Here is a 25,018-nt window from a genome sequence, read left to right on the forward strand (position 1 = left end):
GTGGACCCATCAGACCACGAGGAAAGTCACATTGGATATTCAAAGTCTGAGATTCAATACGGCCATTTCCCAGCTGATGATTCTCGCAAACCGGCTGAAAGAACGCGAAGAACTTCCCAAGGAGGTTGTCGAAACATTCGTTTTGTTACTCAGCCCGTTTACGCCACACATCTGTGAAGAACTGTGGGAAATGATGCGTCATGATGAATCTTTAGCGTTCCGGGATTGGCCTGAATATGATGAAGAACTGGCAAGGGAGGAGCTCGTAACTATTGCTGTTCAGGTGAATGGCAAGCTCAGGGCAGAATTTGAAATCGGGCGCGATTCTGAGGATAAGAAGCTGATAGAGGCAGCTCTAGAGCTTAGCAGGATTCGGGCATATACAGATGGTAAGGATGTGAAGAGAACGATTGTCGTAAAAAACAGGCTGGTAAATGTCGTGGTGGAGGTAGAGGGAAAAAGGAAATAGTCTCTGGAGTACTAAGTAGACATAATATATATTATACGCAACTTGGGCTGGTCAACTAGTGGGGTGATGCCTCATCGCTTCGTTTTCGGCAGGCCAATTTCTTGAACCTGGCCAATTTTTCCTTCTCTCCCATCAACATCAACGTATGGGAATCTTTCAAGGTCGTATCTGGATCGGGATTGAATACCATCTCCCCGTTTTCATCGATCACCCCGGCAATGAGGATCTGAAACTCCTCTCTTAACCTCGATTCGCGAATCAACTTTCCGCTGTAACCATCAATATTCTTCACCATGATTTCTTCCATTAGGAGATCAACGGAACGAGTGGGTGTCGATATTTCCACCGAGTCTTCCACGTATGGTGCCACTGCCAGTTCGGCCATCTTGTGACCCCCGGCAATGTACGGGTTAACTACCTTGTTCGCCCCTGCACGCATCAACTTCGGTACGTTTTCCTCAACGCTGCATCGACTGGTAATCAAAAGGTCCGGATTCAAGGTACGAGCAGACATGGTGACGAACAGTATGTCAGAATCCGAACTGAGTACCACCACCAGGCCAGAGGCTTCCTTGATATTCGCCTTTTCCAGCGTTTCATCGGCCGTGGCATCTCCCTGAACATGGATGTAATCCCTTTCCGCGATGGCCCTGATCTTCTCATCATCCGATTCTATCACCACAAATGGAAGTGACTGGACGACCATGTATATGCTGTCAAGGAGCGACCACTCCCCTCCTCCCAGTATCCTGAAACCGACCGTTGCGATAAGAAGGGTTCCGAAGACGAGAAGAAGAATCCTTCTGAACCGTGTGAGTCTCCTCTTAGATTTCGACTTCCATTCCGTCATAAGCCAAGTCTATCGTTCCGTTGAAAAACCTGGAGACCACAGTGACAATGTCCGTCTCCAGAACTTCCGGATAAAAATGTGTGAGAATGAGGCGCTTGCATCTGCATTCCGACGCAATCTCTCCGCACAACGTTGGAGTCAGGTGTTTTTCATGTCTATCATCATCAGGAAATGAGCATTCCAGAATGAGTACGCTCACATCTTTTGCATTTTCAATAAGTTCCCGACTCTTGCCCGTGTCACCGGAGTAGAAAATGTCCTCACCACCGGGAGCTGTGAACCGGTAGGTCACGCTATGCTCAGTGTGCTCGGAATGCCCACATGCGATCTCCAACTCCTCCAGCACAACGTTCTCCCTGAGCACCTCCTGGATTTCTATATCCAGTCCGACCGGCATGACCCAGTCTCCGTAGATGTCCATTAGTTTTTGAAAATAGCTCTTGAAGCCGGGTGGGCCCATGATTTTCAGACTTCTCGGAATGGTGACTCGCGAATCATGTTTGAAAGTGAAGAGAAGCGGTATCATGTCAAGCGTGTGGTCCGGATGGAGATGCGTATAGGTGATCACGTCTATGGTGCGATAGTCCAGGCCAAGAGTGGCCATTTGCCTCAACGCCCCTGAGCCTCCGTCGATGAGGATATTGTGATTGTCAGTCTGGAGAAAGTAGCCGCTGTTTCCCCTGTTTGGAAAAGGGATGAGGGTACCCGAACCGAGAACGGTCAGTTTCATAACTCGTCGGAACGCGTTAGATCTCGATATGAGATGGAGTGATGCGAAAATGGAGACTGAATAATCAAGTCTTCAGAAGTCACTCCACTGCTCCAGGACTCCAATACTCCATCTCTCCAATCCTCCAGCACTCCACTACTCCCGTCCTCCAAGAATCTATACTCGCTCTCTTGCTTGATTCGTTTTACGGGACACAAAGCACGAATGCGCTCAAACTTATTCCTGAGTTTCTCTATTTTGACAGAATAGAAGACTGGTACCCCCAACAGGGCTCGAACCTGTGACCTTTGGCTCCGGAGGCCAACGCTCTATCCAAACTGAGCTATGGGGGCATCGACTGAATTTACTACGAAAGAAGCACTTATGGAATTTCAAGACGGAGGGCCGCTTGCACGGTATTGGCCACGAGCATGGCGATAGTCATGGGACCTACCCCCCCGGGTACGGGGGTCAAAGCAGCTGCGATACCCTCAACACTTGAGGCGTCCACGTCCCCGGATAGATGGTAACCCTTTTCGGAATCATCCGCTATTCTGTTCATTCCCACATCTATGATGATCACTCCTGGAGAGATCATGTCACCTGTAATCATACCAGGCGCCCCTGCTGCCGCCACGATGATATCGGCTTGCCTGGTGAAATGACCAATGTTCTGAGTCCGGGAATGACATAACGTGGTCGTTGCATTTCCCCTCTTTCTTTTGAGACTGAGCAACAGCGACATGGGACGACCCACAATCTTACTTCTCCCAACAATCACCACATGCTTACCTTCCGTTGCAATCTCATAATACCGAAGAATTTCGAGAATGCCTTTCGGAGTACACGGAATGAAGCGAGGCTCCCCGACGGCAAGCCTTCCGAGGTTCTCCGGATGGAATCCATCCACATCCTTTTCCGGCGATACCTCGTAAAGAATCTTCTGGCTATCCAACTGGTCAGGCAGAGGTAACTGAACCAGTATTCCATGAATCTTAGGATCTTCGTTCAATCTGTGGATTTTATCCACCAGATGATCCTGATTTACATCTGCCGGGTAGCGATGTGTCTCGGAGTACAATCCGAGATTCTTGAATCGTCTCGTTTTGTTGCGTACATAGATTTCCGACGCAGGATTTTCCCCCACCAGAACGGCCGCAAGTCCCGGAACCGTCTCCTTCGATTTCAGTTTCTCTGTTGTCGATCCCAGCTGGCTGTAAACATGTTCTGCCACCTCTTTTCCCTGTAAGATTCTTGTTTCAGCGCGACCCGCCATTACGAGCAATTCCTCCTGGATTTGCCTGACTCATTCTTCGACCGTAAAAGATACTCTAACGTTTCTTGGCTCGTGAGAAACCTGCCTTACCCAACGCGATGGAGTGTTCATGAACACCTTCAGATCCCTGCTCGGTGAAATGCGAAGTAATATTTCACCGGGTAAATGTCCTTTCCCTCCTTAAGAGACCCCACGGGTCAAAGGGACTCCTTGGACGTGGCGAATCTCGAGATCCTCTGGATAATTCAGATCAAAAAAGCCCTGACATCGAATCTGCACATCGTAGATCTGTCAGGGCAGCAAGTTTTCTTGTGCGCCTTCTTGAGCGGCTAGGATAGGACCATCGTCTCGTCTATGAATTCCACGAGTGTTGCGGCTTTGTCTTCAACCTGTTCAACGACACTATCCCGGTCTCTTCTTACCGAAAACAGGTCATCGGTGATGCTCATCGCGGCAAGAATGGCTATCCTCGTTCCAGACTGCGTCGATGACAGGGATTCTTCTACTTCTCTCATTTCTTTGTCGACGTAGCTGGCAACATCAGCGATATAGTTTGAATCGGCTTTCGCCTTGACAGTGTACTCCTGGCCAAATATGGATACTCTTACCAAGTTTTGCTGCTCATCTTGCATGTCTCACCCCTCGTTATCCATGGTTGGAATCAGACGAAAGTCTAAAACTCCTCAAGAAGATCGAGAAGATTTCTGATCTTTTTTTCAATCTTCTTCCGGGACTCCTCAGGAAAAGAGATCTTATCCCCTGCCCCCTGCTGGCTGATGCGAGCTCTGCTTAATTCTTGCGAAAGTTCTTTGACTCGCTTTTCCAGGGAATCGAAATTGGGAAACGAAATTTCCATCTACCGTAATTTAGCATCCAAATCTTTTGAAGCCTTGGAAATTATCTTCGAGATGATGCCGTCCACCTCCTCATCGGTGAGGGTTCGGTCAGTCTTCTGAAAGAAGAGATTAAACGTGAGACTCTTATGCCCTTCCTCCACCTGATCCCCTTCGTAAAGATCGTAGATGGAGACTCTCCTTAATGTCCGGGTTCCGCTTTCTCTCAGGAGCGACTCCATGTCTCCTGCCGAAATATCGCTCTTCACCATGAACGACAGATCCCTCGATATACCCGGATACTGTGAAGCGCCAACATGCCGAAAGGGTTGAGACCGAATCTTCCTGACGGTTTCCAGGGTCAGGGCAAAACCCCACACATCGATTTCAATATCAAAGTTAGCAAGTATGGAACCGGGAAAACGACCGAATTGACAAACGGACGGACCGTCACCGGTCGCGAGAGCCAGACCCGGGGAGAAAAAGGTGTCATGAGGCAGAGGTACAAACCGGTAATCGTGGAGCCTGAGAAATCGGCTCAAGGATTCCAGATAACCTTTCAATGCGAAGAAATCGTTCTTAAGTGGTTCTCTTCTCCACTGTTTGGGACTCTTCTCGCCGCACATCACGCCGCCAAATTCCTCGCGCTCAGCACACCCCGTCTGAGAGCTCTTGTCACGAACGAAAGTATCGCCATGTTCGAAAAACGCCAGGTTATGTTCACCTCTCCTCAGGTTGAACGCTACCGACGCAAAGAGACCCGGAAAGAGCGAAGTTCGGAGGAGGGACATTTCGGTACTCAAGGGATTTTGGAGTCTTACCGCTTTTTCAGCAAAAAAACCTTCCACTTGCTTCGGACTCAGAAGACTGTTCGTCACCGTTTCGTTGAAACCGAGACCCGCGAAGAACCGCTTGAGTCCTGTGATGTCCGTCAATGGATCTCCCACATCATTCCCTAACCACCCCTTGTATGAGAAATCTGGGACAATCCTGTTGTACCCGTACACCCTCGCGAGTTCCTCCGTCAGGTCAACGGGGCGCAGCAGATCCGGACGGAACGTGGGCGCCTTGCATTCGTAACCCCCGGGGGACTCGGAAAAGGATATTTCCAATCCTTTGAAAGTCTTCCTCACGAATTCCGGCTTAAAATCGATCCCGGCAATGGCGGAGGCGTTTTCGTGACGAAAGTGGATCCTCGGCGGCTCCTTCTGAAGCGGATATACATCGACCACTCCCTTGAGAACCTCACCTCCGGCTGTCTCCGCGAGGAGAGCCGCTGTCCTGTCCAATGCTCTGAGGAGTCCTTCGTAGTCGGTTCCCCTCTCAAACCGCTTGGACGCTTCTGTCCTGAGGCCGAAAGATTTGGCCCCCTTCCGTACAGTGACGGGATCAAAATATGCGCTCTCGATCAAAACGTTCTTCGTAGCTTCTGAGACTTCGGAATTTTCTCCTCCCATAATTCCCGCAAGGGCAACAGGATTATTCGCGTCGCAGATGAGTAAGTGTTCCTCGCTCAACGTCCGGTCTTCACCTTCGAGAGTTACGAGCGTTTCGCCTTTCTTCGCCGTACGTACAACGATTTTTCCCCCGGCAATTCGGCCAAGATCAAATGTGTGAAGAGGATGCCCCATCTCCATCAGCACGTAATTAGATACGTCCACAATATTGTTGATAGCCCGCAATCCCACAATTTCAAGGCGGTCTTTCATCCAGGACGGGGAGACCCCAACCTTAACATTTCTCACAATGCGGCAGGCGTACCTGGGACATTTCTCCGCGATTTCTATCTCTACCTTAATCAGGTCGGAGGCGAGATCGGATGATTCCTCAAGGATTAGCTCCGGGTATTTGAGCTTCCGGTCGGTGAGAACCGCAATCTCGCGGGCTATGCCCAGATGTGACATACAGTCGGGACGGTTGGGCGTTATCTCGATGTCTAGCGCTTTCCCTTGAATAACGACATCCGATTCCAGTCCGGCGTCGGTGAGGAGATCTGCAACCTTATCTGGTTCAAGGGAAATGTCGACAAATTCTCTGAGCCAGTCGATAGAAACAATCATACGAATTGTCTCAGGAAGCGAACGTCACTATTGAAGAACAGTCGAATATCGTCAATCTGGTATTTCAGCATGGCCAGTTTCTCGATCCCCATGCCAAAGGCATAACCTGTCCATTCCTCCGGATCGTAGCCCACGTGTCTGAAGACCTCAGGATCGACCATCCCGCACCCCAGAATCTCCACCCATCCTTTGTTCTTGCAGGCTGGGCAGCCACTTCCTCCGCAAAGAAGACACGAAATATCAACTTCGGCGCTCGGTTCTGTGAAAGGGAAAAAGCTGGGTCGAAACCGGAACTTCACATCGTCCCCGAAGAATTTCCCCACGAAGAATTCGAGGGTCCCCTTCAGCTCGGCAAACGAAACACTTCGGTTGATGTAAAGTCCTTCTACCTGGTGAAACAGACAATAGCTCCTGACGCTAACGGCCTCGTTGCGGTATACCCGACCGGGGACAATGACACGCAAAGGAGGCTGTTCCTTTTCCATAATATGAATCTGGGTATTGGAGGTGTGCGTTCGAAGGACCACATCTTCCGACACGTAGAAGGTATCTTGCATATCCCGGGCCGGGTGATGCTTTGGTATGTTGAGGGCTTCAAAATTGTGGTAGTCGTCGTCAATTTCGGGGCCATATGCGACTGAAAATCCAATGGATGTAAAGATATTCTTCACATCCTGCATGGTATGCTCGACCGGATGCAAAGTCCCAAATCGTACAGAATCACCAGGAAGATTGAGATCAAGGTGGGTGGGCTGTGTCTCGCTTTTCGAGACAGTCACTTTCCGCAGCGCGGCAATTCGATCTTCAATTTCCTTCTTGAGATTATTGAGAATCATACCGGCCTCGGACCGGGATTCCTTCGGTTGAACAGGCACCTGATCAAATAGCGAGGGAATTTTTCCTTTCCGCCCCAGATACCGTATCCTCAGACTGTCGAGAGCCTCCATGGAAGCATCCAGCTGCTCCACTTCGCGGGCAAACTCCCTCCCGGCTTCTTCGATCTGCTTCAGTAACGGCACATCGATTGTCCTGTGATGAACATAAGGATTAGGCAGAAAGTTGTCGGATCGTTTCAGATGGTCGAGGCAAATCCGCTTACGAAGAATCGGCGAATTACTTCACGGGAAAGCAGATTGTCATCTACTTGCCAGAAGCCGCTCGTACGATGGCGGTGAACGCATCGGGTTCGTGAACGGCCAGATGGGCCAGCATCTTGCGATTGATTTCGATATTTTTTGCCTTCAGATCGAAAAGCAATCTGGAATAGGAGGTACCGTTGAGACGGGCAGCCGCGTTTATTCTTGTGATCCACAATCTTCTGAAATTTCTCCTTCTCAGACGACGATCTCTGTAATTGTACAGCATCGCCCTATCAACAGCGTCCTTGGCGGTTTTGTACAGACGGCTTCTGGCACCGTAGTAGCCCTTCGCCTTTTTCAGTATCTTCTTATGTCTTTTCTTACGAGCAACCGAACTCGATACCCGGGTCATGATTTTCTCCTAGATTCCAAGCATTTTTCTTACACGATTCTTATCCGCCAAACTCACATTATTCTTGCGCCTCAATTGGCGTTTTCTGTTTGGGCTTTTTTTCTTCAACAGGTGTGTCCGGTTCGCCTTGTTCTTGCGAATCACCCCTGTCTTCGTTACGGAGAATCTCTTAGCTGCTCCTCTCCTCGTTTTCATCTTTGGCATGTCAACTCCCAGATTTCGGTGCCATCATAATGGAAAATCGTCTTCCCTCCAGCTCACCCCTCTTCTCAATTTCAGCCACACCGTCGAGGGCAGCCTGAATTCTCTTGAGTAAGTCCTCTCCCAGATCCTGCCTTGCCATTTCCCTACCACGATACATGATCGTTATTTTTACCTTGAAGCCCTCTGCGAGGAATCTGGTGGCATTGCGAATTTTTGTCTCAAAATCATTGTCGTCAATCCGGGGTCGAAATCTAACCTCTTTTATCCGAATTACATGCTGTCTTTTCTTGCTTTCGTGGTCCTTTTTCTTTTGGTCATACTTAAGCTTTCCATAATCAATGAGCCGGGCCACGGGTGGTTTTGCATTGGGCGCCACTTCCACGAGATCCAAACCTGCTTTCTGAGCTGTCTGAAGCGCTTCGTCGAGAGGTACAATCCCCAACTGTTCCCCGTCCTCCGCAATCAATCTCAGTTCGCTTGCCCTGATTCGATGATTTATCCGAATTTTGTTTATGTCGATTCCTTCACCCTCCTTTTGTCTTCAATCTCAGCGACCAATTGGCGAATCAGAGTATCCGTCTTCTTCTGACCCAGGTCACCCAGAAACCGCCGCCGAACGGACACTGTTTGCCCTTTCGCCTCGGCTTCACCCACGATTAACATAACGTTCACTTTCTGCAATTCAGCCTGCCTTATCCTTGCACCAATCTTGTCTGGCCGGCTGTCTATCTCTACCCTCAAACCCGCATCAAACAGTTTTTGCTTCACACCCATGGCGTAGTCCGAAGACTTATCAGAGACAGGCAAGACCACAACCTGTACGGGGGCGAGCCAGAGCGGGAAATCGCCACCACAGTGTTCAATATACACTCCGATGAAACGTTCCAGTGAACCCAGAAGCGCTCGATGAATCATGACAGGCCGCTTATCACGCCCATCCTCATCAACATAGGTCAACTCGAACCTCTCCGGAAGGGTTAAGTCGAGCTGAAAAGTGCTGAGCTGATGATATCTCTGCAGAGCATCTCTTACATTGAAGTCTATCTTCGGTCCGTAAAACGCCCCTTCGCCTGGTTCAACCAGATAATCAATCCCGTGTTCAGTGAGAATCTTCTCAAGTAATGTTTCAGCTTCATCCCATAACTCCTTATCTCCCAATGCCTTTTCTGGTCTTGTACTCAGCACAACCTCTGTTTTTTCGAAACCGAAGGGTTCAAACGCCTTTTCGAACATTTCGAGGAGTGAGTCCATCTCCCGGGCAACCTGTTTCCGGGTGCAAAAGATGTGTGAATCGTCCTGACTGAAACTCCTCACCCGGGTGAGCCCCGAGATAACACCAGCTTTCTCTGATCTATGGAGGCGCCCGAAGTCGGCGAGTCGTATTGGGAGATCCCTGTAGGATCTCAGTTCAGAAGAATAGAACAGGGTATGGGCGGGACAGTTCATGGGTTTAAGGCCGAAATCACGCTTGCCCAGCTTCACGTGATACATGTAGTCACGGAACAGATCCCAGTGCCCGGATGTTTTCCACAATTCCACGTCATAGATTTCCGGTGATATGACTTCCTGGTAGTGGTATTCGCGGTAAAGTTCACGGATGAATCTCACAAGCTCGTTGTAAATGACCGTTCCCTTTGGCAGAAAGAATGGGCTTCCGGGTGAATACCTGTGGAACATGAACAGGCTCAGTTCTTTTCCAAGTTTCCGGTGATCCCGCTCCCTCGCCTTCCTGAGCAATTCCAGGTATCCTTCCAGTTCTTCCCCTGTGGGAAAGGCGGTTCCGTAGATCCGCTGAAGCATCGGGTTGTTTTCGTCACCCCGCCAGTACGCCCCTGCCGTATTGAGGAGTTGAAAGTGCTTGATCAGCCCTGTTGAAGGAAGATGGGGGCCTCTACATAGGTCGATGAACTTTCCCTGCGAATAGGCCGATATCACTTCACCATCTTCGAATTCGTCGATCATTTCCAGTTTGTATGTTTCTCCAAGGTCGCCAAAGAGCTTGATGGCCTCTTCTTTCGAAAGGACGCGCCTTTCCACATAAAGATCTTCATCGGATAATTCCCTCATCCGCTTCTCAATCCTGGCGAGGTCTTCCTCACTGAACGATTGATCCACGTCAAAGTCGTAATAAAACCTGTTCTCTATGGCTGGTCCGATGGTGATCTTTGCATCCGGAAAGAGCTCCTTTACCGCCTGTGCCATAAGGTGGGCCGTGCTGTGAAGAAGAAGGTGATGGCCTTCCTCTGAATTGGCGGTCACCACTTCAAGTTCCGAATCCGCCTCCAGGACTCGATTCCAGTCTCTCAGCTCGCCATTCACCTTAACCGCGAATGCGTTCTTCGTCAAACTGGGATCTATGTCCTGGAATACTTCAGAAGCGGGTGTACCGGAAGGATACGTGCGCGGATTGTGTCCTGGGACTGTAACAGTAATCTCTTTCATACTGAGCGGTCATCTGATCATCTCGGCGAGATAAATAAGGCGTCGTCGAAGAGATCCTCTGGATGTGGGCGATACTGGACTTGAACCAGTGACCTCTTGCATGTCAAGCAAGCACTCTAACCAACTGAGCTAATCGCCCCGGTTCGTTCTGGAGCCAACAAAATCACCGGTAACCTTCCCGACACTGTTCGGGACAAGGCACTCCCCTCCTGCTCCCCTGCCAGCCCTCATTCTTCGGGAGCAGGCTGGCGATCCCTCCTCGGCGGCAGAGGGCGGGCAGGTAACCAACTGAGCTAATCACCTCAGATTTCTCAGGTGCCAAGCTATGTATCACGGAAAAACAAACCGAGGAAAATTAAAACCCCTGTCGTCCTAAAGTCAACATAATGTACACGGTAAAGTCTTGACTGTCCTCAAAATCCGGGAGGGGCCAGGGTGTTGTCATATGTCACCTGATCAGTGAGCACTTCCACCGCCTTGAGAATGGCAGGATCATCGTCGAATGAGGACGCGATCCGGGCATGATTCCCGCCAAGGATAGAGGAGAACTCCCTCTCAAGACCAATGGAAAGAGATTCTCTTTCCACGTCGAATCTGTCGACGGTCGCCTCCTCAAAGTCGTCAAAGTACTTCTCGAGCACATTGAGGGAATGTTCCAATCGTTTGTTCTCGTGGACGGTACTATCCAGCGAAGAGATAAACGACCTAAACTGTTTTTCGCCCTTCATATTAATCCGGACATCTTTTGACTTGACGTATTCTCTGAACTGTGTGAGGATCATGTCATCGATTATGACCGGGATTCTCATCTCGTTGTCCAACAAATAGAGAGTCGCGAACTTGAAGAAGAGGCCTCGTCTCCAGCATTCCCGGGTGAGAGGGGGGGGTACTATTGCACGATCCAACAGAATGTCGGGCGTGATGCCTCCGTTGGCCCTCACCTCCCTTCCTTTTCTTGTAACAAAAATTGAATCCTCTTGAGCGGTACCCATCATGATCTCTTCGTCGAGATAATCTGGCTTCTGGATGAGCCTGCCGGAGGGCATATAGTATTTCGCCGTCGTCAGTTTCAGCGATCTCTCCGGATCCAGGGGATAGACTGACTGAACAAGTCCCTTTCCGAATGATTTGAATCCGATGATGATGCCGCGATCGAGATCCTGAACTACGCCTGAAACGATTTCACTGGCCGAGGCGGTTCCCCCGTCAATCAGGACAGTTAGGGCCATGGATGAATCCACGATAGGCTCCGTCTGCGAAACAAACTCACGTTCTGCTTCGTCGCTCCTCCCCTTCGTGTAGAGAATTTCCGGACCCTTTTCAATCAACATATCCAGGACTCGAATTGCAGCATTCAGCAATCCACCCGGATTTCCCCGGAGATCTATGATATATTTGTTGACGCCTTGTGCTTTCAGGCTGGTCAATGCTTTCCTCATTTCAACGGGCGAATTTCTGGAGAATCGAGATAGTCTCACGTAGCCAATGTCGGTCCCGATAGTTCCGCTGTAGGAAACGTCTTTAACGGCAATATTGTCCCGGGTCAGCTCGAAGTCCAGTTCATCAGGTTCACCGAACCGTCGGATGGTGAGAACAACCATCGTCCCCTTCTTGCCCCTGATCCTTTTTGCCGCGTCGTTCAGGTTCATACTTTTCGTTAGCTCGTGGTCGATAGCCGTGATCCTGTCCCCCGGGAGAATGCCCGTCCGTTTTGCGGGAGAATCTTCCATCGGGGCGATGACCGTCAACGAATCGTCTCTCACCCCTAATTGGATTCCCACGCCGCCATATTCTCCCTTTGTGAGCACATCAAGCCCATCTCTCTCTTCCTTTTCGAGAAACGCGGAGTAGGGATCGAGCTTTTCGAGCATCCCCCTAATCCCGGCACTCGCAAGTTTTGCCGGGTCGATCTGATCGGCGTAATGGGTTATGATTCTCCTGTAAACTTCGTACACAAGTTTCCAGTTTTCCGAGATGTCCCTGTAAAGGTCTGACTTCCCTACCAGAAAGGAGATGAGTGTCAATCCCACCAGGCTTACCAGAACCGTCTTCTTGAAGAAATTCATTCTTATCATCTTTCCTTTTTCCGTAAAGATCCGGCTTTCTCCAGTTTCTGAACAATTTTTCGGTGAATAAGTTTCACATTCATCGCCCCGTCAACAACAATATATCTTTCAGGATTTTCCCGCGCAAGGGTTTGGTATCCATTTCTTACCCGCTGGAGAAAGGTGTCTCCTTCTTTCTCCATCCGGTCTGTCCCCTTTCCCCTTAGCCTTTCAAGGGCGGTTCGAACTGGAATATCCAGAAATATGGTCGCACCAGGAACCAACCGGGCGGTAGCAAACTCATTTATTTTCTTTAACCACTCGATGGGGAGACCCCGTCCATACCCCTGGTAGGCCAAGCTCGAATCGACAAACCGATCGCAAAGAACGGTGGTTTCCTTCTCAAGATTGGGCAAGATGACTTCATACGTCAGTTGAGCCCGGCTGGCGCTGAAGAGGATACTCTCTGTCACGGCATTCATGGATCTGTTCTCTGGATTGAGCAGGATATTCCTGATTTGTACGGAAATATGCGTCCCTCCCGGTTCTCCTACCAGAACCGAATCCTGTCCCCTCTCATCAAGAAAATCCCGGAGAAGTTCTGCCTGTGTCGACTTTCCGCAACCATCGATTCCTTCAAACGTGACAAGATGCCCTTTCATACTTTCACGTCCCACCTTCGGGAGTCTGAGGCGTGAAAGTGGACGTTAGGATCATCCTTTCCGATGACGAGAACAATCTCCCCACGCGGTTTCACCTTGCCAAAGTGGGCTTCGGCATCGCTGAGTGTCCCCCGGAAAACTTCTTCGTGCATTTTCGTTAACTCCCTGCAGACGGAGACAGGCCGGTCTCCCATTTGCAGCCGGCACTCTCTTATCGTCTTTGTCAATCTCTTAGGGGACTCAAAAATTATTACCGTTCTCTCTTCTCGAGCCAGCTGGGACAGTCTGGCACGTCTTCTCTTTTTCCTGGGAAGAAAACCTTCGAACACAAAGCGATCCGTCGGCAGTCCTGACAAGACGACCGCCGTCGTCAGGGCCGAAGGACCGGGAATGGAGGTTATGCCGATGCCGTCCCTTATGGCTTCCCTTATCAAACGGTATGCGGGATCGCTGATGCCCGGCGTTCCTGAATCTGTAACCATGGCAATTTGTTCGTTCCGTTTGAGTCTTTTCATGATCTGAGGAATCCTCACATCGCGATTATGCTCAAAATAACTCAACAAAGGTACTCTGATATCATAATGATTCAGCAACTTCCTGGTTCTGCGTGTGTCCTCTGCCACAACCAGATCGGCCGCCTTCAAAGTCTCCAGGGCGCGAAGCGTAATATCGGTGAGGTTTCCGATGGGTGTGGCGACAATATATAAGATGGATATGCTCCGGTATCCTCAGTTCTGGATCAAATCGACTGTCTTGCGTATGATCTCCATACCGAGGTCGATTTCGTTTCGCGAAATGTTTAGCGGTGGACGAAAACGGATGGACTTCTTCCCGCTGCCGAGAATGAAAGCACCGTCTTCCAGGATCAGCTGGAGGGCCCTGTCCCGAGCAGTCCCACGGGGCAGATCGAACGCACACATAAGCCCCCGACCACGAACATTCGATACACTTTCGGGAAAATCGGCCTGAAGTGACCTTAATTCGGCCAAAAGATACTCTCCTCTTGTTGAGGCAGCGTCAAGCAGATCTTCATCCCGCATAATCTCCAGGTACAGCGTGGATCGTACCATGTCGGTCAGGTTTCCCCCCCAGGTTGAGTTGATGCGGCTTGACTCCTTGAAAACATTGTCCCCGATGTCATCTATCCTGGCGGTAGAAACGAAACCACAAACCTGTGACTTCTTCCCAAAACACATCAGGTCGGGAACAACTTCGAAATGTTCCCACGCCCACATTTTTCCCGTAATCCCCATGCCCGTCTGGACCTCATCGAAAACGAGCATGATGTCGTTTTCATCACAAATGGTTCTCAATGAGTCCAGAAACTCCCCTCGAAAGTGATTATCACCCCCTTCCGCCTGGATGGGTTCTATGATCATGGAGGCGATATCTTCGCCATGTTCGTGAATCACCGATTTTATCTGATCAAGTGCCCTTTCTTCGAGCAACCTTACCCGTTCAGAGTTCTCCTCATTCAGGGGGAAGGTGATCTTCGGGTTCACAATCCGTGGCCAATCAAATTTTGGAAAGTACGCAGTTTTCCTTGGGTCTGCGGTGTTGGTGAGAGACAAGGTGTATCCCGTCCGTCCGTGGAAGCATTCTTCGAAATGGATAACTTTTGAGCCTATGTCGGCCGCCTTCCCATCTTTCGCGAGATTCTTCTTAACTTTCCAGTCGAAGGCGGATTTCAGGGCGTTTTCGACGCCCAGTGCCCCTCCCTCAATGAAGAACCCGTATTTGAAAAACCCACGGATGGCCACCTCGAAAAAGGTTTCAACGAATTCAGCCAGCTGTGTGCAGTAAATGTCAGAATTTGTCGGCTTGTTAACGGCAGCCGTTGCGAGACGGTCTGTCGCTTCCAATAATCTCGGGTGGTTGTAACCCACGGGCATGGAGGCGAACATGGTGAACAGGTCCAGATATTCCCTTCCGTCACGGGCATCAACGATCCAGGAGCCGTGGCTCTTCTCCAGAGCGATGATGGGATCAAATCCATCCGCAGGAGTGTACGTTTGCAGAATCTGCCTTACCCCGCGGGGAGCTACGGTGGTTGACTTTGTCAATCCTTCAGTCACTGAAATCTCCGAATCTTATACCCTGAGCAAGTGACATACGCCCACCCCAGTTGATGGTGTTTGTCTGACGTCTCATATACGACTTCCAGGCGTCGGAGCCTGATTCCCGTCCCCCTCCTGTTTCCTTTTCCCCTCCAAAGGCTCCTCCGATTTCAGCTCCGGAGGTTCCCACATTAACGTTCGCGATCCCGCAGTCGCTTCCGCCATGTGACAGGAACTTTTCGGCGTTGCGCAGATCGGTCGTGAATATGGAGCTCGACAGTCCCTGGGGAACGTCATTGTGCTGTTGAATAGCATCTTCCAAATCGTCGTATTCTATCAGATAGAGAATGGGGGCAAATGTCTCCTCCTGTACGACGGGAAAGTCATTTTTCGCTTTAACAAGTGTTGGCTCAACATGGAAACCAGGTCCGTTAAGGACTTTTCCTCCGTAGAGGATCTCTCCCCCCTCCTTCTTAATGCGCTTAAGGGCTTCCGCGTAAACCTTGATAGCTCCTTCATCTACCACGGGACCCATCAATGTCTCCCCATCGAGAGGATCCCCTATCTTTACCTGCCGGTAGGCCTCGATAATAGTCTCCGCCACATTCTGAAACATCTCTTTGCGAACGAATACACGCCTTGTGGAGGTACATCGCTGGCCGGCGGTGCCAATGGCGCCGAAAACGATAGCAGGAATGGCCGCCTCAAGATCGGCCGATTCGTCTACGATGATCGCATTATTCCCACCCAGCTCCAGGATAGTCCTCCCGAGTCGCTCTCCCACAATGCCACCTATCTTTTTCCCCATGACGGTGGATCCGGTGAATGAAATCAACGGAACTCTGCTGTCCCTGACCAGGCGTTCACCCACCGTACTTCCTTTTCCAATGATGAGGCTGAAAACCGGAGGATAAGGGGACGACTCCATCACATCGTTCAAGATGTTCTGAACCGCAATTGCACACAGAGGAACGTTGGAGGAGGGCTTCCATACGACCGTGTCACCACAGACGGCGGCGATGAAGGCGTTCCAGGACCAGACGGCTACCGGAAAGTTGAACGCCGTAATGACTCCCACGGGGCCCAGAGGGTGCCACTGTTCGTACATCCGGTGCAGAGCACGTTCGGAATGCATGGTCAGACCGTATAGTTGACGGGAGAGCCCGACGGCAAAGTCTGCAATATCAATCATTTCCTGGACCTCACCGTCTCCTTCTTGCTTTATCTTGCCCATTTCAAGAGCGACGAGACTGCCCAGGAAGTCTTTTTTTTCCCTTAACGCATTCGCGATCTTTCGCACCAATTCACCTCGCTTTGGGGCGGGAACTTGGCGCCATTCATTGAATGTCTCCACAGATCTCATCACCAATTTCTCATAATCATTTTCGGAACAGTGGTAGACAGAGGCAATAATCTCTCCGGTAGAGGGATTGGCGGAATCATTCCTGCCCGCGTCGGTTGTTTTGGACCATTCATGTGGACCTGAGCAAGCCCCGTAGTTGGTGTCATCGATACCCAGTTGTTTCAGGAAATCCATGGTCATCTCTTCAGAAATGATATCTGCAGATTCTACGCAACGAACTATAGGAGCACTTATGAAAGCAGTCAAATTTAGAGGGGACGGGGACTATTTTCAAGCGAATTGGGCGACGCTGCAAGTAGGTAACATCGCATGGCAATTGTCCGCTACGTTCTCATCGTGGAATTACCTCGAGCGTAGTTTTCTCTTTACTTTATCTTGAACGCAAGAAAAGTGCAAGATCAAGAATTCACTGCTTGAGTGGACAACCGCCATTCAGATTAACGGCTGATGGCGGGGGACGAGTTTACGGTAAATTGAATTCGTCCGGACTTCGTCCGGATTTTATCGAGCGATGCTAAGCTCAATGAATACCCACCAACAAACCGGCTTGTGGTGGATTCTGGATCTACATGCCGATGCGTCGGAGCGCCGGGTCAATCAGCCAGAGCCAGTCGTCCAGAAGAAACTCCAGACGGATGGCCAGAAGGGCAATTCGCCCCATCACCGTGTAGCCGAAGGCAGCACCAAAAGTGACCATGAGAAACCAGATGCCCAGCTTTGCCGTCTTTCCCACAATCCCCTTGTGTTCGATGGAGAAGAAGAAGTAGACGAGGGCTGAAAGGACCCCGATGACAAGTATCAGACTCTTTAAAGAATCCCACAACTGGAACGATCCGGCCATATCCGTAGCCCAGAGGGTGACAATCGTATTCCGTATCTGGCTGAGAAAATCGGCGTGGAGATACCCAATGAGGCGAATACCCGCTGTAGTGCCAATAATGAAAGCTAGAGGCCACCGGCTGATCCACCCCCCTTTCGGCGACAGGCGCATGAGGAGCATGACACCGAGAATCAACGGAAAAATGTAAACCCACTCCGCATCCGCCCGCAGTCCGGGCATTGCCCAGCTGTTGATCCAGACAGGAAAGAGTTTCCCCAGCAGGTTTGGGATGATGGTCGTCCAGAATCCTACCACCATCCAGTAAGCAGCAGAGACGCCCACAACCACGGATTCCGCTATCTTGTAGAGGGAATTATCTTTGTAGAGGAACGACAGGATGAAGAGGGTGAAAAAAGCCGCCACCCAGGTCCCTACGGTTCGCGCAAGACTGAATCTGTATTCGGTCTGCTCTGGGTTGGCAGCAACGGCCGCTGCGTAGTCGCGTGGCAGGGCGTTTTCGTGTCGCGTCCAGCGGTGATCCGGATCCGGGTCATCGGAGTTTATTTCGACAGCGCGCACATAGACCTTGCCCATTCCTCTATCGGTCAACAGTGCCCGACCCACAAGGAACAGTCCCCCCATAAGTCCCACGATAATCCACGTGAGGGTTCGACGATCCATCAACGGCGCTCCCGCCTCTTCTCGACAACGAAGATAATGTTCGCCAGGATGATGAGAAGGATGATCAACAGGTGGGCGACGAGCTGTGGACCCATCCGCCGTTTGGCTTCCAGATATTTCGGGTCGGGATGTTCACCTCCGTACTTGTCGATGACCAGTTTTTCGTATTCTGCCGCGCCTTTGATGGCGCCCAGAAGACCCGGCAACTGCTCAGGAATGTACGGATAGAGAAGCGGGGCCTGAACACCGGTGCACCCCGCCACCAACTTGACCTTATCCGGAAAAGGCGTCACCGCGTACAGCACCCACTCTTTCGTTCCGGGATAACCGGCACTGACATTGATCACAAGTTCGAAATCCTGCACACTGTGAATATCGGCCATCATGGGAATTTCATCGATATTGGTTCCCTTGTCATCCGTGGTATAGAGTTCTCTCAGATCGGTGATGACAACCTTTATGACACCCTCATATCCCGGTTTGTAGCCCAGGTTGACGTAGTCTTCGCCATATACAAGATGAGGAAAGTCGGCATCGATCACTTTTCTGACAACGTCGTCGATCATCTGAGGACCCACTGGCCAGAGGGCCATGAAGAAGATTTTCAGCTTCTTTTCCGCGCAGTGCTTCACGAACGCTGTGGCCATAGGACCCAGTTCCCCCTCGCTGGCCGGATCGAAATCGAACGAGAGAAGTACCGGATCCCCCTCGTGCAGTTCCTCAACGGCCTGAAAGGTCGATTCGGACAGCATTGTGGGAACTTCCGGAAAGGCCTTTCCCGTCTTTCCGACAACATAGACTGGGATGGCAACCGCAAGAAACATCAAGAGGAAGATCCACCGTTTATCCAGGTTCTTCAGGAATTCAAACACAGCTTATTGCTTACCCGTTCCGAGGTATGACCGGTCGATGCCGAGCAGGACCCTTAGCGAAGTGGAGGCGATCCCGAGGGCTATGCCAATCATGATTGCCCGGTTGCCGGCGGTATTTAATACACTCATAATGTGGATTGTCAGGTTTTCGATCTTCAATCCACTCAACGAATCGGGCAGCCATGCCGTAAGGTAAACGCCCGCGAAAGTCCGGCCCAGAAGGATTATGAAGGCGGTGCCAAGGAGCAGAATGGCCTCCACATTTTTTGCCCGGAATGCTCGAAATGCCGCGGAAGCGATATAGAATGCCAGCATGGCAAACATAGTGGCTGTGAGTGGTTTGAACGCATATTCGTAGAGCCACCAGAACGGGCTCCCAATTTCCCGATATCCGCCAGAGAGAGCGACTTCCGGGAAATGAGGATTGGGATTGACTCCCACCTTAGCCAGACCCACAACCAAAGTGATCAGAAAAGCAGCCAGGGTAATTCCCGAATAACCCCATCCGCCTTTTCTGTCGGACACTTTCTTCAGGTGGATTTTCAGGAGATTACCGCCGCCGAGGACAAAGGCAACGGCGGCAAGAATATCAAACCAGATTGCGGCTATCTCACCCCACCCCTGGGCGGCGGGGATGAAGTAAGCGACGATGAGAACAAATCCCCCCAGTGCGGTGATAGTCAGTGGAACTGCTCTCTTCATACTCTCTTCGCCCCTATGTGAGGATCACTTCTTTGAGAAACCGAACCGCTGAGATTAGTGCAGAGCCGAGCGGCGACTCGACCCCGGCCATGGTTCCAACGGTATGCATGATGACGCCGGCGACGATTCCAATCGCCACAATGGTTTTTCCCACATCCTGCCCTTTGAGACTGCCGAGTTGACTGGGTTCACCTGAGAGGTAGGCGGACGCTGCGAAGAATTCCTCCCCGATAAGGGTATAGTCACAGGCCGCGACAAAGAAGGGAAGTTGCGCCGGCATGGCTGTCCCAGCCACCTGAATTGCGCCTATAGTGTTGCCCATCTCGGCAAGTATAAGAGATTCGGCAAAAAAAGCTCCCATGTAGAAACAGGCTGCAGGCTTCTCCCTGACCATCAACCCTTGAGCGTATGCCACGAAGCCAAACTGTTCATCGGTAACATAGTATATGAGGTCCGGGTTATACGCGTCCGGTCGTCCCGCGGAGAGGTAGGCCGCCTCAACGGCCTCTCTGGCCGCAGTCATGACGAGTGAGCGAGTCGTCGGCACTTCCACCGTTGCTTCCAATTCCGCGGCAATCTTTGCAACGCGCGACAGAACGGTGATCCCTGCGATGGTCTGAATGTCATTCATATCCTGGATTCCCACAATGAACAGACATGACCGACCCATCTCCGTGGCTCTCCCCACAGCCTCATCCACGGCTTCGAGTCCCGCTATCTTCCTGATGTTGATCGGTTTTCCTCTCCGCGCTCGATCAATCCAGAAAATAACCGATCCACAGAAGACGAGCGTAATGATGCTAAAAGGGAAACGGTTGCCGTCAAGCCATTGACGCGCTGGCGAGACTGCGTCGACCGTGTAGGCGGGATCGGACTGTGCCCTCTCTCTTCCCACAGCAACCACCTGGAAAAAATAGCTCTCCTGACGATCCAGTTTTTCCGCAGTGAATGCACGTTCCCCCGCTGCCACCTCACCGGCCAATTCAAAAGGACCTTCAGGATAAAGTGAAAAGAAGATCCTGTAGTTCTGAACGGTCGTTTCATCCCCGGGGGAAAGACGCCAGGTGAGATCAATTTTTTCACCGTGATCCCATGGGTGGTCTCTGGCCTCGAGATTCCCTGGTGGCAGGATGATAGCTTTCGCCTCTGCTTCAACAGCGAGAAAAACGATCAATGTTGCCAGAAGATATGATCCCTTCATCCGTTTTCCCCCTCGATCAATTCAACATTGGCCCGGGGAATCGTGACGGGCTCTCCAGAATCAAACACAACTTCGAGAACCCTGGCCCTGGACCCTGAATCGAGAACCCGGGGTTCCGAAGGCAGTTTGTGAATCTTTCCGATACGACCAAAATACGGATCGCGTATTGCGCGAACAGGGTACCCGATTTCCAGAATTCCAGCCACGCGTTCCTCATCTCGAGGTCTGGGAGGAACGGTGGAATCCGCGGGGATGATTACCGAGGGCCGAATCACACCCGCACGGATCTGAGTTGCGCCGTTGATGGATGCCTCGGCTCCTTCCCGTGATTTGAGAAGATCAAAGGTCCGTTGAGCCATTGCTATGTCGCCAAAACCTTCTGTAACAATAACAGTCAACCCGAGATTCTCCGAACCAGTAATTGCCACACCCAGATCGTACCCGAGAAAATCATTGAGGTCTTCGTCATCGATTCCTCCGGCCACAATACCCGACGCGCCAATTTCCACCGCTTTTCTAATGGCATCTCCCGTCATGCGTGCCCCACCCACGATAACGCAGTTTTTCATCTCTTCTTTCAGTCGATGAGCCGTGAGGCGTTCATCGGGTGAATCGCAAGCCATCCTCACGGTCCCGAATGTTTCACCTCCAATTCCGAATATTCCCTGGATGAACGAAACTTCCGATTCGATAATTACTCCCTGTTCTTCTATCACTTTAATCACTTTTCCCGGAACGAAAGCCAGAACGTTCACGGGATGCGGTGGACCGCGCATAATGAGTTGTCCGGTTACTTCTGAGATGGTCTCAACGGTACCCTGCTGTTGGCACTCGCACTGATTCTTGAACAACCCAAAGATCCCCTTCGTGCGGGCGAGGAGATCCCCCTCCTCCAGTTCTTCTCCCACCTCCACGAGGCAGCACTCCGGCACATCAGCCGCTGGAACAGAAAGAAGGTTAGCCAGATTGACAGGGATGACATCGCCAGGCATCAATGTTTCCGCTACCACCTGCGTTGCGTCAACGGTCTCTCCAACCTTTACGAGGACTTTCCCGTTTATGGGCAGAATTCTTTTCTGCCGGATAGAGGTTCGCTGCGACACTCTCAGACCGGGTGTGTATGAATGGGCCTTGAGCGATTCCCCATTCGAAGATGGACTTTCCACGCTCAGGTGGCTCGCGGAATCAGTGGGTGGGAGATATAGATCGAGATCCTGAATCCACCGACTGAGTTGATTTCTCCTCAATTCCTCTTCATCAACGAGTTCCAGAGGTCTGCCCCGGCCGTCAAGGATCAGGCCGACAGTCCCTCCCCGAACCTTTCTTGTTACGCGCTTGCCGGGACCACCACCTGCATCGAAACTCTTTGCGGGTTCTATGACTATCTCAGCAGTTTCTTCCAGTCCCATGGGCAACAATTTCAACTGCCCAAATTGAATCTCACCTGATTCGCTGACCGCATCGCCCCTGATCGTGTAGGAAAAACACCGCTTCCCGGCCTTGCCTCTTCCTGCCGGTGCAACCACGGTTCCCATGTAGATGAGACAGTCCTTCTCAAACACTTCCATGGCTGCCCGGGAATGAACCTGCGTCATCACACCCAGATGGGGCATCATGAAAATGCTGTCTTTGGCCAGTGTCGTGACGCCCTCAGGCTGGAAAGCGTCGATGAGAAGCATAGCGGTCTGATGCATCCGAGGGGCATGGGATAGAACCCCTCCTGAGGCAACCAGGAGATCCATTTTCATGCTGTCTACGATTGTCTGACCGCTGATCTGCTGACTGAATGTGTCGCCCACCGACCTTTGTTGCTGAATCCCTCTGAGCGTTGTTGCGAACTCCTTATGTTGCGCATAGGCAAGTCTCAAAGCCTCCCGGGCAACCGCCTGCTCAAAAATCAACGCTTCCATTGACTGGGGTATTGTGGTGGGACGTATCATCTTGTTTTTCACCCGGTTCCGGAGTTCCCCTTCCTCCATCTTCACATGCACCCACCGGAGAATGTTGGGCAGGGTTGCCTCCGCACATACATTGGCGATGGAATAGCTCATTCCAAGGTTGGCACTCACCGTCCGGTTAAACGTCCCCTCAAATACGCTGAAGACGTCGGTAGTCGCCCCGCCTATATCCACACCCACCACGTTGATATTGTGCCGCTGGGCGATTGTCTGAAGGATATTTCCCACGGCTCCCGGAGTGGGCATGATGGGCGCATCCGTCCATTCCATGAGTTTGCCGTAACCGGGAGCGTGTGCCATGACATGTTCAAGAAACAGGTCATGGATGGCGTCGCGGGCCGGTCCGAGGTTTTCTCTTTCGAGCACGGGGCGAATGTTGTCCACAACCGTCAATGCGAATTCGTCGCGAAAAAGTTCTTCGATGCTGGGGACCGCATCCCTGTTACCGGCATAGATGATTGGCAATTGATATTCGGCTCCGAACCTTGGTTGCGGTTTTGCGGGTGCCACCAGCTCTGCAATCTTCACAACGTGAGTTGTGGTGCCTCCGTCCGTTCCTCCGGATATCAACATCATGTCTGGCCGCAACTCACGGATTCGTTCAATCTGCTCATGGGGTTTGCGCTGGTCGTTGGAGGCGATAACATCCATCACGATGGCACCAGCGCCCAGCGCCGCCCTCTTTGCACTGGCTGCGGTCATTTCCCTGATAACACCGGCCACCATCATCTGGAGTCCTCCGCCGGCACTCGAAGTGGAGATATAGAGATCGCATCCTTCCCGGTTCGTCGAAGGGCGGATGATTCCACCTTTGTCGTCAATAAGCCTGCGCCCGGAGAGTTCCGCTACCTCTGTCACAGCGTTAAGGACGCCCACGGTTACGTCGGCGAAGGGTTCTTCTACCGTCGAAGGTGCCTCACCCCGATGTGTCTGGCGATAGTGCCCATCAATTCTCTGAATCAGAATCGCCTTGGTCGTGGTGCTGCCGCAGTCTGTGGCAAGAATGACGTTCACTGTTTCTGGATCGATCTTCGTACTGGTGGAGCTCATGAAACTTTCTCAGCTGACGCCTTTTTCTCCCTTTCGGAATGGAGCTCCTCAAGGGCCTCGATTCGACCACAAAGGTAGTCGACGCTCCCTCGCTTTTCGAGAAACTCCGTAAAATTTCTATATCCTCGCGGGTCGAGAACCGTGGTCACAAAGGGCTGGAAGAAATGTAAGACCTGGGAGCCGAGATAATTCAAGGGTCGGAACATTTCAAGAAAAAGCAGACTGGGCGTGGCCAGGTGACGCCTGACAATTTCTTCACACACCCGGTCCACGGTCCCTCTTTCAGGATCTGTGGGCACGGCGGGTCCCGGAGAATCCACTGCGAATGCGTGTTTGAACCATTTCACAATCGCCCAGATTCCCTCAGTTGTTTTCTGATCGTTTCCACCACAGCTTCCCGATGTCGGCCGAAGAGAATATTCATCCCCCGATACACATCCAGCCTGGATGGTCGTACCCTCGAAGAAAGATAAGCACCCCGGTCGTCATTCAGGAAACGCCTCACTTCGCGCCATCGGTATCGCTGGGTAGCAAACAGGTATCGAGCCGTGATGCCTTCATTGTTAATAATAAAGCGACTCGGGAAATAGAACCGGTTCAGTGCCAACAACATGACAACGCATGCGAGACAGCTCCACAAAACGTTTTGGAAGGAGAAGTAGATAAGAAAAGCCATTACCAGAATCGCACCTGAAGCGCCGACAGCCGCGCCAACCCGCTCTCTCGCTGGATGAACGCTCCAGATGAATGTCTCGCTGCCGTTATCCATGGCTCACCAAAGTCTCTCTTGTCCCGGGAATAATAATCTGAAACTTACGAATTCTATGCCACCCTCTGAAACATCTCACTACAAAATGTTCTCCATGGAACCTCTCCCCCCTCAGAAATAGCTTAACGTGAGATACAGGAATGTCATGGGGGACGCCACGCTTAGTGAATCAAACCTGTCGAGGACACCCCCGTGGCCGGGCAAGATACTCCCGGAATCCTTCACGCCCATGTCCCTTTTGACAGCAGACTCAGCAAAATCACCCAACTGTCCAAATAGTCCAACAATCAGGCCAAGAGCGAGAGCATCGATACCAGAAAGCGATACCGCGGATTGGCTCGATTCCAGAAGACCCATTCTCCACACCAGAAGATAGAAACCGACAGCCGATACGAGACCCGCTACGCTTCCGGTGATCGTTTTCTTGGGACTGACTCTCTCCAAAATCTTTTTCTTACCCCACTTCTTGCCGAAGGCATAAGCAGCAGAATCAGATATCCAGAT

Annotated in this window: 25 protein-coding genes and 2 tRNA genes; 1 reads left to right on the forward strand and 26 read right to left on the reverse strand. The window is 51.3% G+C overall.

Going from position 1 to position 25,018, the window contains the following annotated elements; genetic code table 11:
* The coding region (locus V3U24_08075; GenBank protein ID MEE9167400.1) for a class I tRNA ligase family protein at positions 1–469 on the forward strand (469 nt) is incomplete at its 5' end.
* Positions 470–524: 55 nt separating this feature from the next.
* Here V3U24_08075 and V3U24_08080 read toward each other — a convergent pair.
* From V3U24_08080 to V3U24_08205, 26 genes are all read right to left on the reverse strand, one after another.
* Positions 525–1,319, reverse strand: coding sequence for an NAD-binding protein (locus V3U24_08080; GenBank protein MEE9167401.1), 795 nt, complete (start codon positions 1,317–1,319; stop codon positions 525–527).
* Positions 1,294–2,049, reverse strand: a complete 756-nt coding sequence (locus V3U24_08085; GenBank protein ID MEE9167402.1) for an MBL fold metallo-hydrolase — start codon at positions 2,047–2,049, stop codon at positions 1,294–1,296. The genes V3U24_08080 and V3U24_08085 overlap by 26 nt, the downstream gene beginning before the upstream one ends.
* Positions 2,050–2,303: 254 nt before the next feature.
* Positions 2,304–2,381: transfer RNA gene (locus V3U24_08090), tRNA-Arg, on the reverse strand.
* A 29-nt stretch (positions 2,382–2,410) separates the two neighbouring features.
* Positions 2,411–3,304, reverse strand: coding sequence for a bifunctional 5,10-methylenetetrahydrofolate dehydrogenase/5,10-methenyltetrahydrofolate cyclohydrolase (locus V3U24_08095; protein ID MEE9167403.1), 894 nt, complete (start codon positions 3,302–3,304; stop codon positions 2,411–2,413).
* A 329-nt stretch (positions 3,305–3,633) separates the two neighbouring features.
* The gene (locus V3U24_08100; protein MEE9167404.1) at positions 3,634–3,915 is read right to left on the reverse strand and encodes a cell division protein ZapA; all 282 of its coding nucleotides are present in this window, start codon (positions 3,913–3,915) and stop codon (positions 3,634–3,636) included.
* A 62-nt stretch (positions 3,916–3,977) separates the two neighbouring features.
* Entirely contained in the window at positions 3,978–4,160 is a 183-nt protein-coding gene (locus V3U24_08105) for a hypothetical protein (protein ID MEE9167405.1), read from the reverse strand.
* Positions 4,161–6,197 carry a phenylalanine--tRNA ligase subunit beta gene (gene pheT, locus V3U24_08110; protein MEE9167406.1) on the reverse strand — a complete coding sequence of 679 codons (2,037 nt, stop codon included), beginning with the start codon at positions 6,195–6,197 and terminating at the stop codon, positions 4,161–4,163.
* A complete protein-coding gene (gene pheS, locus V3U24_08115) occupies positions 6,194–7,216 on the reverse strand; it encodes a phenylalanine--tRNA ligase subunit alpha (GenBank protein ID MEE9167407.1) in 1,023 nt (340 codons plus the stop codon). The genes pheT and pheS overlap by 4 nt, the downstream gene beginning before the upstream one ends.
* A gap of 121 nt (positions 7,217–7,337) precedes the next feature.
* Entirely contained in the window at positions 7,338–7,688 is a 351-nt protein-coding gene (gene rplT, locus V3U24_08120) for a 50S ribosomal protein L20 (protein MEE9167408.1), read from the reverse strand.
* A 9-nt stretch (positions 7,689–7,697) separates the two neighbouring features.
* Positions 7,698–7,892, reverse strand: a complete 195-nt coding sequence (gene rpmI / locus V3U24_08125; GenBank protein ID MEE9167409.1) for a 50S ribosomal protein L35 — start codon at positions 7,890–7,892, stop codon at positions 7,698–7,700.
* A gap of 1 nt (position 7,893) precedes the next feature.
* Positions 7,894–8,412: a translation initiation factor IF-3 gene (infC, locus tag V3U24_08130; protein ID MEE9167410.1), complete on the reverse strand. Its 519-nt coding sequence runs from the start codon at positions 8,410–8,412 to the stop codon at positions 7,894–7,896.
* Positions 8,403–10,238 (reverse strand): threonine--tRNA ligase, encoded by a 1,836-nt coding sequence (gene thrS / locus V3U24_08135; GenBank protein ID MEE9167411.1) that lies wholly within the window; start codon positions 10,236–10,238, stop codon positions 8,403–8,405. The genes infC and thrS overlap by 10 nt, the downstream gene beginning before the upstream one ends.
* A 161-nt stretch (positions 10,239–10,399) precedes the next feature.
* Positions 10,400–10,473: transfer RNA gene (locus tag V3U24_08140), tRNA-Val, on the reverse strand.
* A 274-nt stretch (positions 10,474–10,747) separates the two neighbouring features.
* Positions 10,748–12,409 (reverse strand): S41 family peptidase, encoded by a 1,662-nt coding sequence (locus V3U24_08145; protein MEE9167412.1) that lies wholly within the window; start codon positions 12,407–12,409, stop codon positions 10,748–10,750.
* Positions 12,406–13,041, reverse strand: coding sequence for a dTMP kinase (gene tmk / locus V3U24_08150; GenBank protein ID MEE9167413.1), 636 nt, complete (start codon positions 13,039–13,041; stop codon positions 12,406–12,408). Before tmk ends, V3U24_08145 begins: the two co-directional genes overlap by 4 nt.
* Positions 13,038–13,757, reverse strand: a complete 720-nt coding sequence (gene rsmI, locus V3U24_08155; GenBank protein ID MEE9167414.1) for a 16S rRNA (cytidine(1402)-2'-O)-methyltransferase — start codon at positions 13,755–13,757, stop codon at positions 13,038–13,040. Before rsmI ends, tmk begins: the two co-directional genes overlap by 4 nt.
* 12 nt (positions 13,758–13,769) lie before the next feature.
* Positions 13,770–15,116 carry an L-lysine 6-transaminase gene (lat, locus tag V3U24_08160; GenBank protein MEE9167415.1) on the reverse strand — a complete coding sequence of 449 codons (1,347 nt, stop codon included), beginning with the start codon at positions 15,114–15,116 and terminating at the stop codon, positions 13,770–13,772.
* On the reverse strand, positions 15,109–16,635 hold the full coding sequence (locus V3U24_08165; protein MEE9167416.1) for an aldehyde dehydrogenase family protein: 1,527 nt from the start codon (positions 16,633–16,635) through the stop codon (positions 15,109–15,111). The genes lat and V3U24_08165 overlap by 8 nt, the downstream gene beginning before the upstream one ends.
* 391 nt (positions 16,636–17,026) lie before the next feature.
* Positions 17,027–17,962, reverse strand: a complete 936-nt coding sequence (locus V3U24_08170; protein ID MEE9167417.1) for a hypothetical protein — start codon at positions 17,960–17,962, stop codon at positions 17,027–17,029.
* Positions 17,962–18,834: a hypothetical protein gene (locus V3U24_08175; GenBank protein MEE9167418.1), complete on the reverse strand. Its 873-nt coding sequence runs from the start codon at positions 18,832–18,834 to the stop codon at positions 17,962–17,964. The genes V3U24_08170 and V3U24_08175 overlap by 1 nt, the downstream gene beginning before the upstream one ends.
* A gap of 3 nt (positions 18,835–18,837) precedes the next feature.
* Positions 18,838–19,536, reverse strand: a complete 699-nt coding sequence (locus V3U24_08180) for a hypothetical protein (GenBank protein ID MEE9167419.1) — start codon at positions 19,534–19,536, stop codon at positions 18,838–18,840.
* 13 nt (positions 19,537–19,549) lie between these two features.
* Positions 19,550–20,737, reverse strand: a complete 1,188-nt coding sequence (locus V3U24_08185; protein ID MEE9167420.1) for a fibronectin type III domain-containing protein — start codon at positions 20,735–20,737, stop codon at positions 19,550–19,552.
* Entirely contained in the window at positions 20,734–23,745 is a 3,012-nt protein-coding gene (locus V3U24_08190) for a glutamate mutase L (GenBank protein MEE9167421.1), read from the reverse strand. The genes V3U24_08185 and V3U24_08190 overlap by 4 nt, the downstream gene beginning before the upstream one ends.
* Positions 23,742–24,092, reverse strand: a complete 351-nt coding sequence (locus tag V3U24_08195; GenBank protein ID MEE9167422.1) for a hypothetical protein — start codon at positions 24,090–24,092, stop codon at positions 23,742–23,744. The genes V3U24_08190 and V3U24_08195 overlap by 4 nt, the downstream gene beginning before the upstream one ends.
* Positions 24,089–24,514: a hypothetical protein gene (locus V3U24_08200; GenBank protein ID MEE9167423.1), complete on the reverse strand. Its 426-nt coding sequence runs from the start codon at positions 24,512–24,514 to the stop codon at positions 24,089–24,091. The genes V3U24_08195 and V3U24_08200 overlap by 4 nt, the downstream gene beginning before the upstream one ends.
* Positions 24,515–24,625: 111 nt before the next feature.
* A partial coding sequence (locus V3U24_08205; protein MEE9167424.1) for a phosphatidate cytidylyltransferase occupies positions 24,626–25,018 on the reverse strand: 393 nt, incomplete at its 5' end.

Source organism: Candidatus Neomarinimicrobiota bacterium (assembly GCA_036476315.1).
Taxonomy (GTDB): Bacteria; Fidelibacterota; Marinisomatia; order Marinisomatales; family S15-B10; genus JAZGBI01.

Coding starts and splice junctions, on each gene's coding strand:
- V3U24_08080 (MEE9167401.1), bottom strand. CDS start 1,319: ATGACGGAATGGAAGTCGAAATCTAAGAGGAGACTCACACGGTTCAGA.
- V3U24_08085 (MEE9167402.1), bottom strand. CDS start 2,049: ATGAAACTGACCGTTCTCGGTTCGGGTACCCTCATCCCTTTTCCAAAC.
- V3U24_08095 (MEE9167403.1), bottom strand. CDS start 3,304: ATGGCGGGTCGCGCTGAAACAAGAATCTTACAGGGAAAAGAGGTGGCA.
- V3U24_08105 (MEE9167405.1), bottom strand. CDS start 4,160: ATGGAAATTTCGTTTCCCAATTTCGATTCCCTGGAAAAGCGAGTCAAA.
- pheT (MEE9167406.1), bottom strand. CDS start 6,197: ATGATTGTTTCTATCGACTGGCTCAGAGAATTTGTCGACATTTCCCTT.
- rplT (MEE9167408.1), bottom strand. CDS start 7,688: ATGACCCGGGTATCGAGTTCGGTTGCTCGTAAGAAAAGACATAAGAAG.
- rpmI (MEE9167409.1), bottom strand. CDS start 7,892: ATGCCAAAGATGAAAACGAGGAGAGGAGCAGCTAAGAGATTCTCCGTA.
- V3U24_08145 (MEE9167412.1), bottom strand. CDS start 12,409: ATGATAAGAATGAATTTCTTCAAGAAGACGGTTCTGGTAAGCCTGGTG.
- tmk (MEE9167413.1), bottom strand. CDS start 13,041: ATGAAAGGGCATCTTGTCACGTTTGAAGGAATCGATGGTTGCGGAAAG.
- V3U24_08165 (MEE9167416.1), bottom strand. CDS start 16,635: ATGGATTTCCTGAAACAACTGGGTATCGATGACACCAACTACGGGGCT.
- V3U24_08170 (MEE9167417.1), bottom strand. CDS start 17,962: ATGGATCGTCGAACCCTCACGTGGATTATCGTGGGACTTATGGGGGGA.
- V3U24_08180 (MEE9167419.1), bottom strand. CDS start 19,536: ATGAAGAGAGCAGTTCCACTGACTATCACCGCACTGGGGGGATTTGTT.
- V3U24_08185 (MEE9167420.1), bottom strand. CDS start 20,737: ATGAAGGGATCATATCTTCTGGCAACATTGATCGTTTTTCTCGCTGTT.
- V3U24_08190 (MEE9167421.1), bottom strand. CDS start 23,745: ATGAGCTCCACCAGTACGAAGATCGATCCAGAAACAGTGAACGTCATT.
- V3U24_08200 (MEE9167423.1), bottom strand. CDS start 24,514: ATGGATAACGGCAGCGAGACATTCATCTGGAGCGTTCATCCAGCGAGA.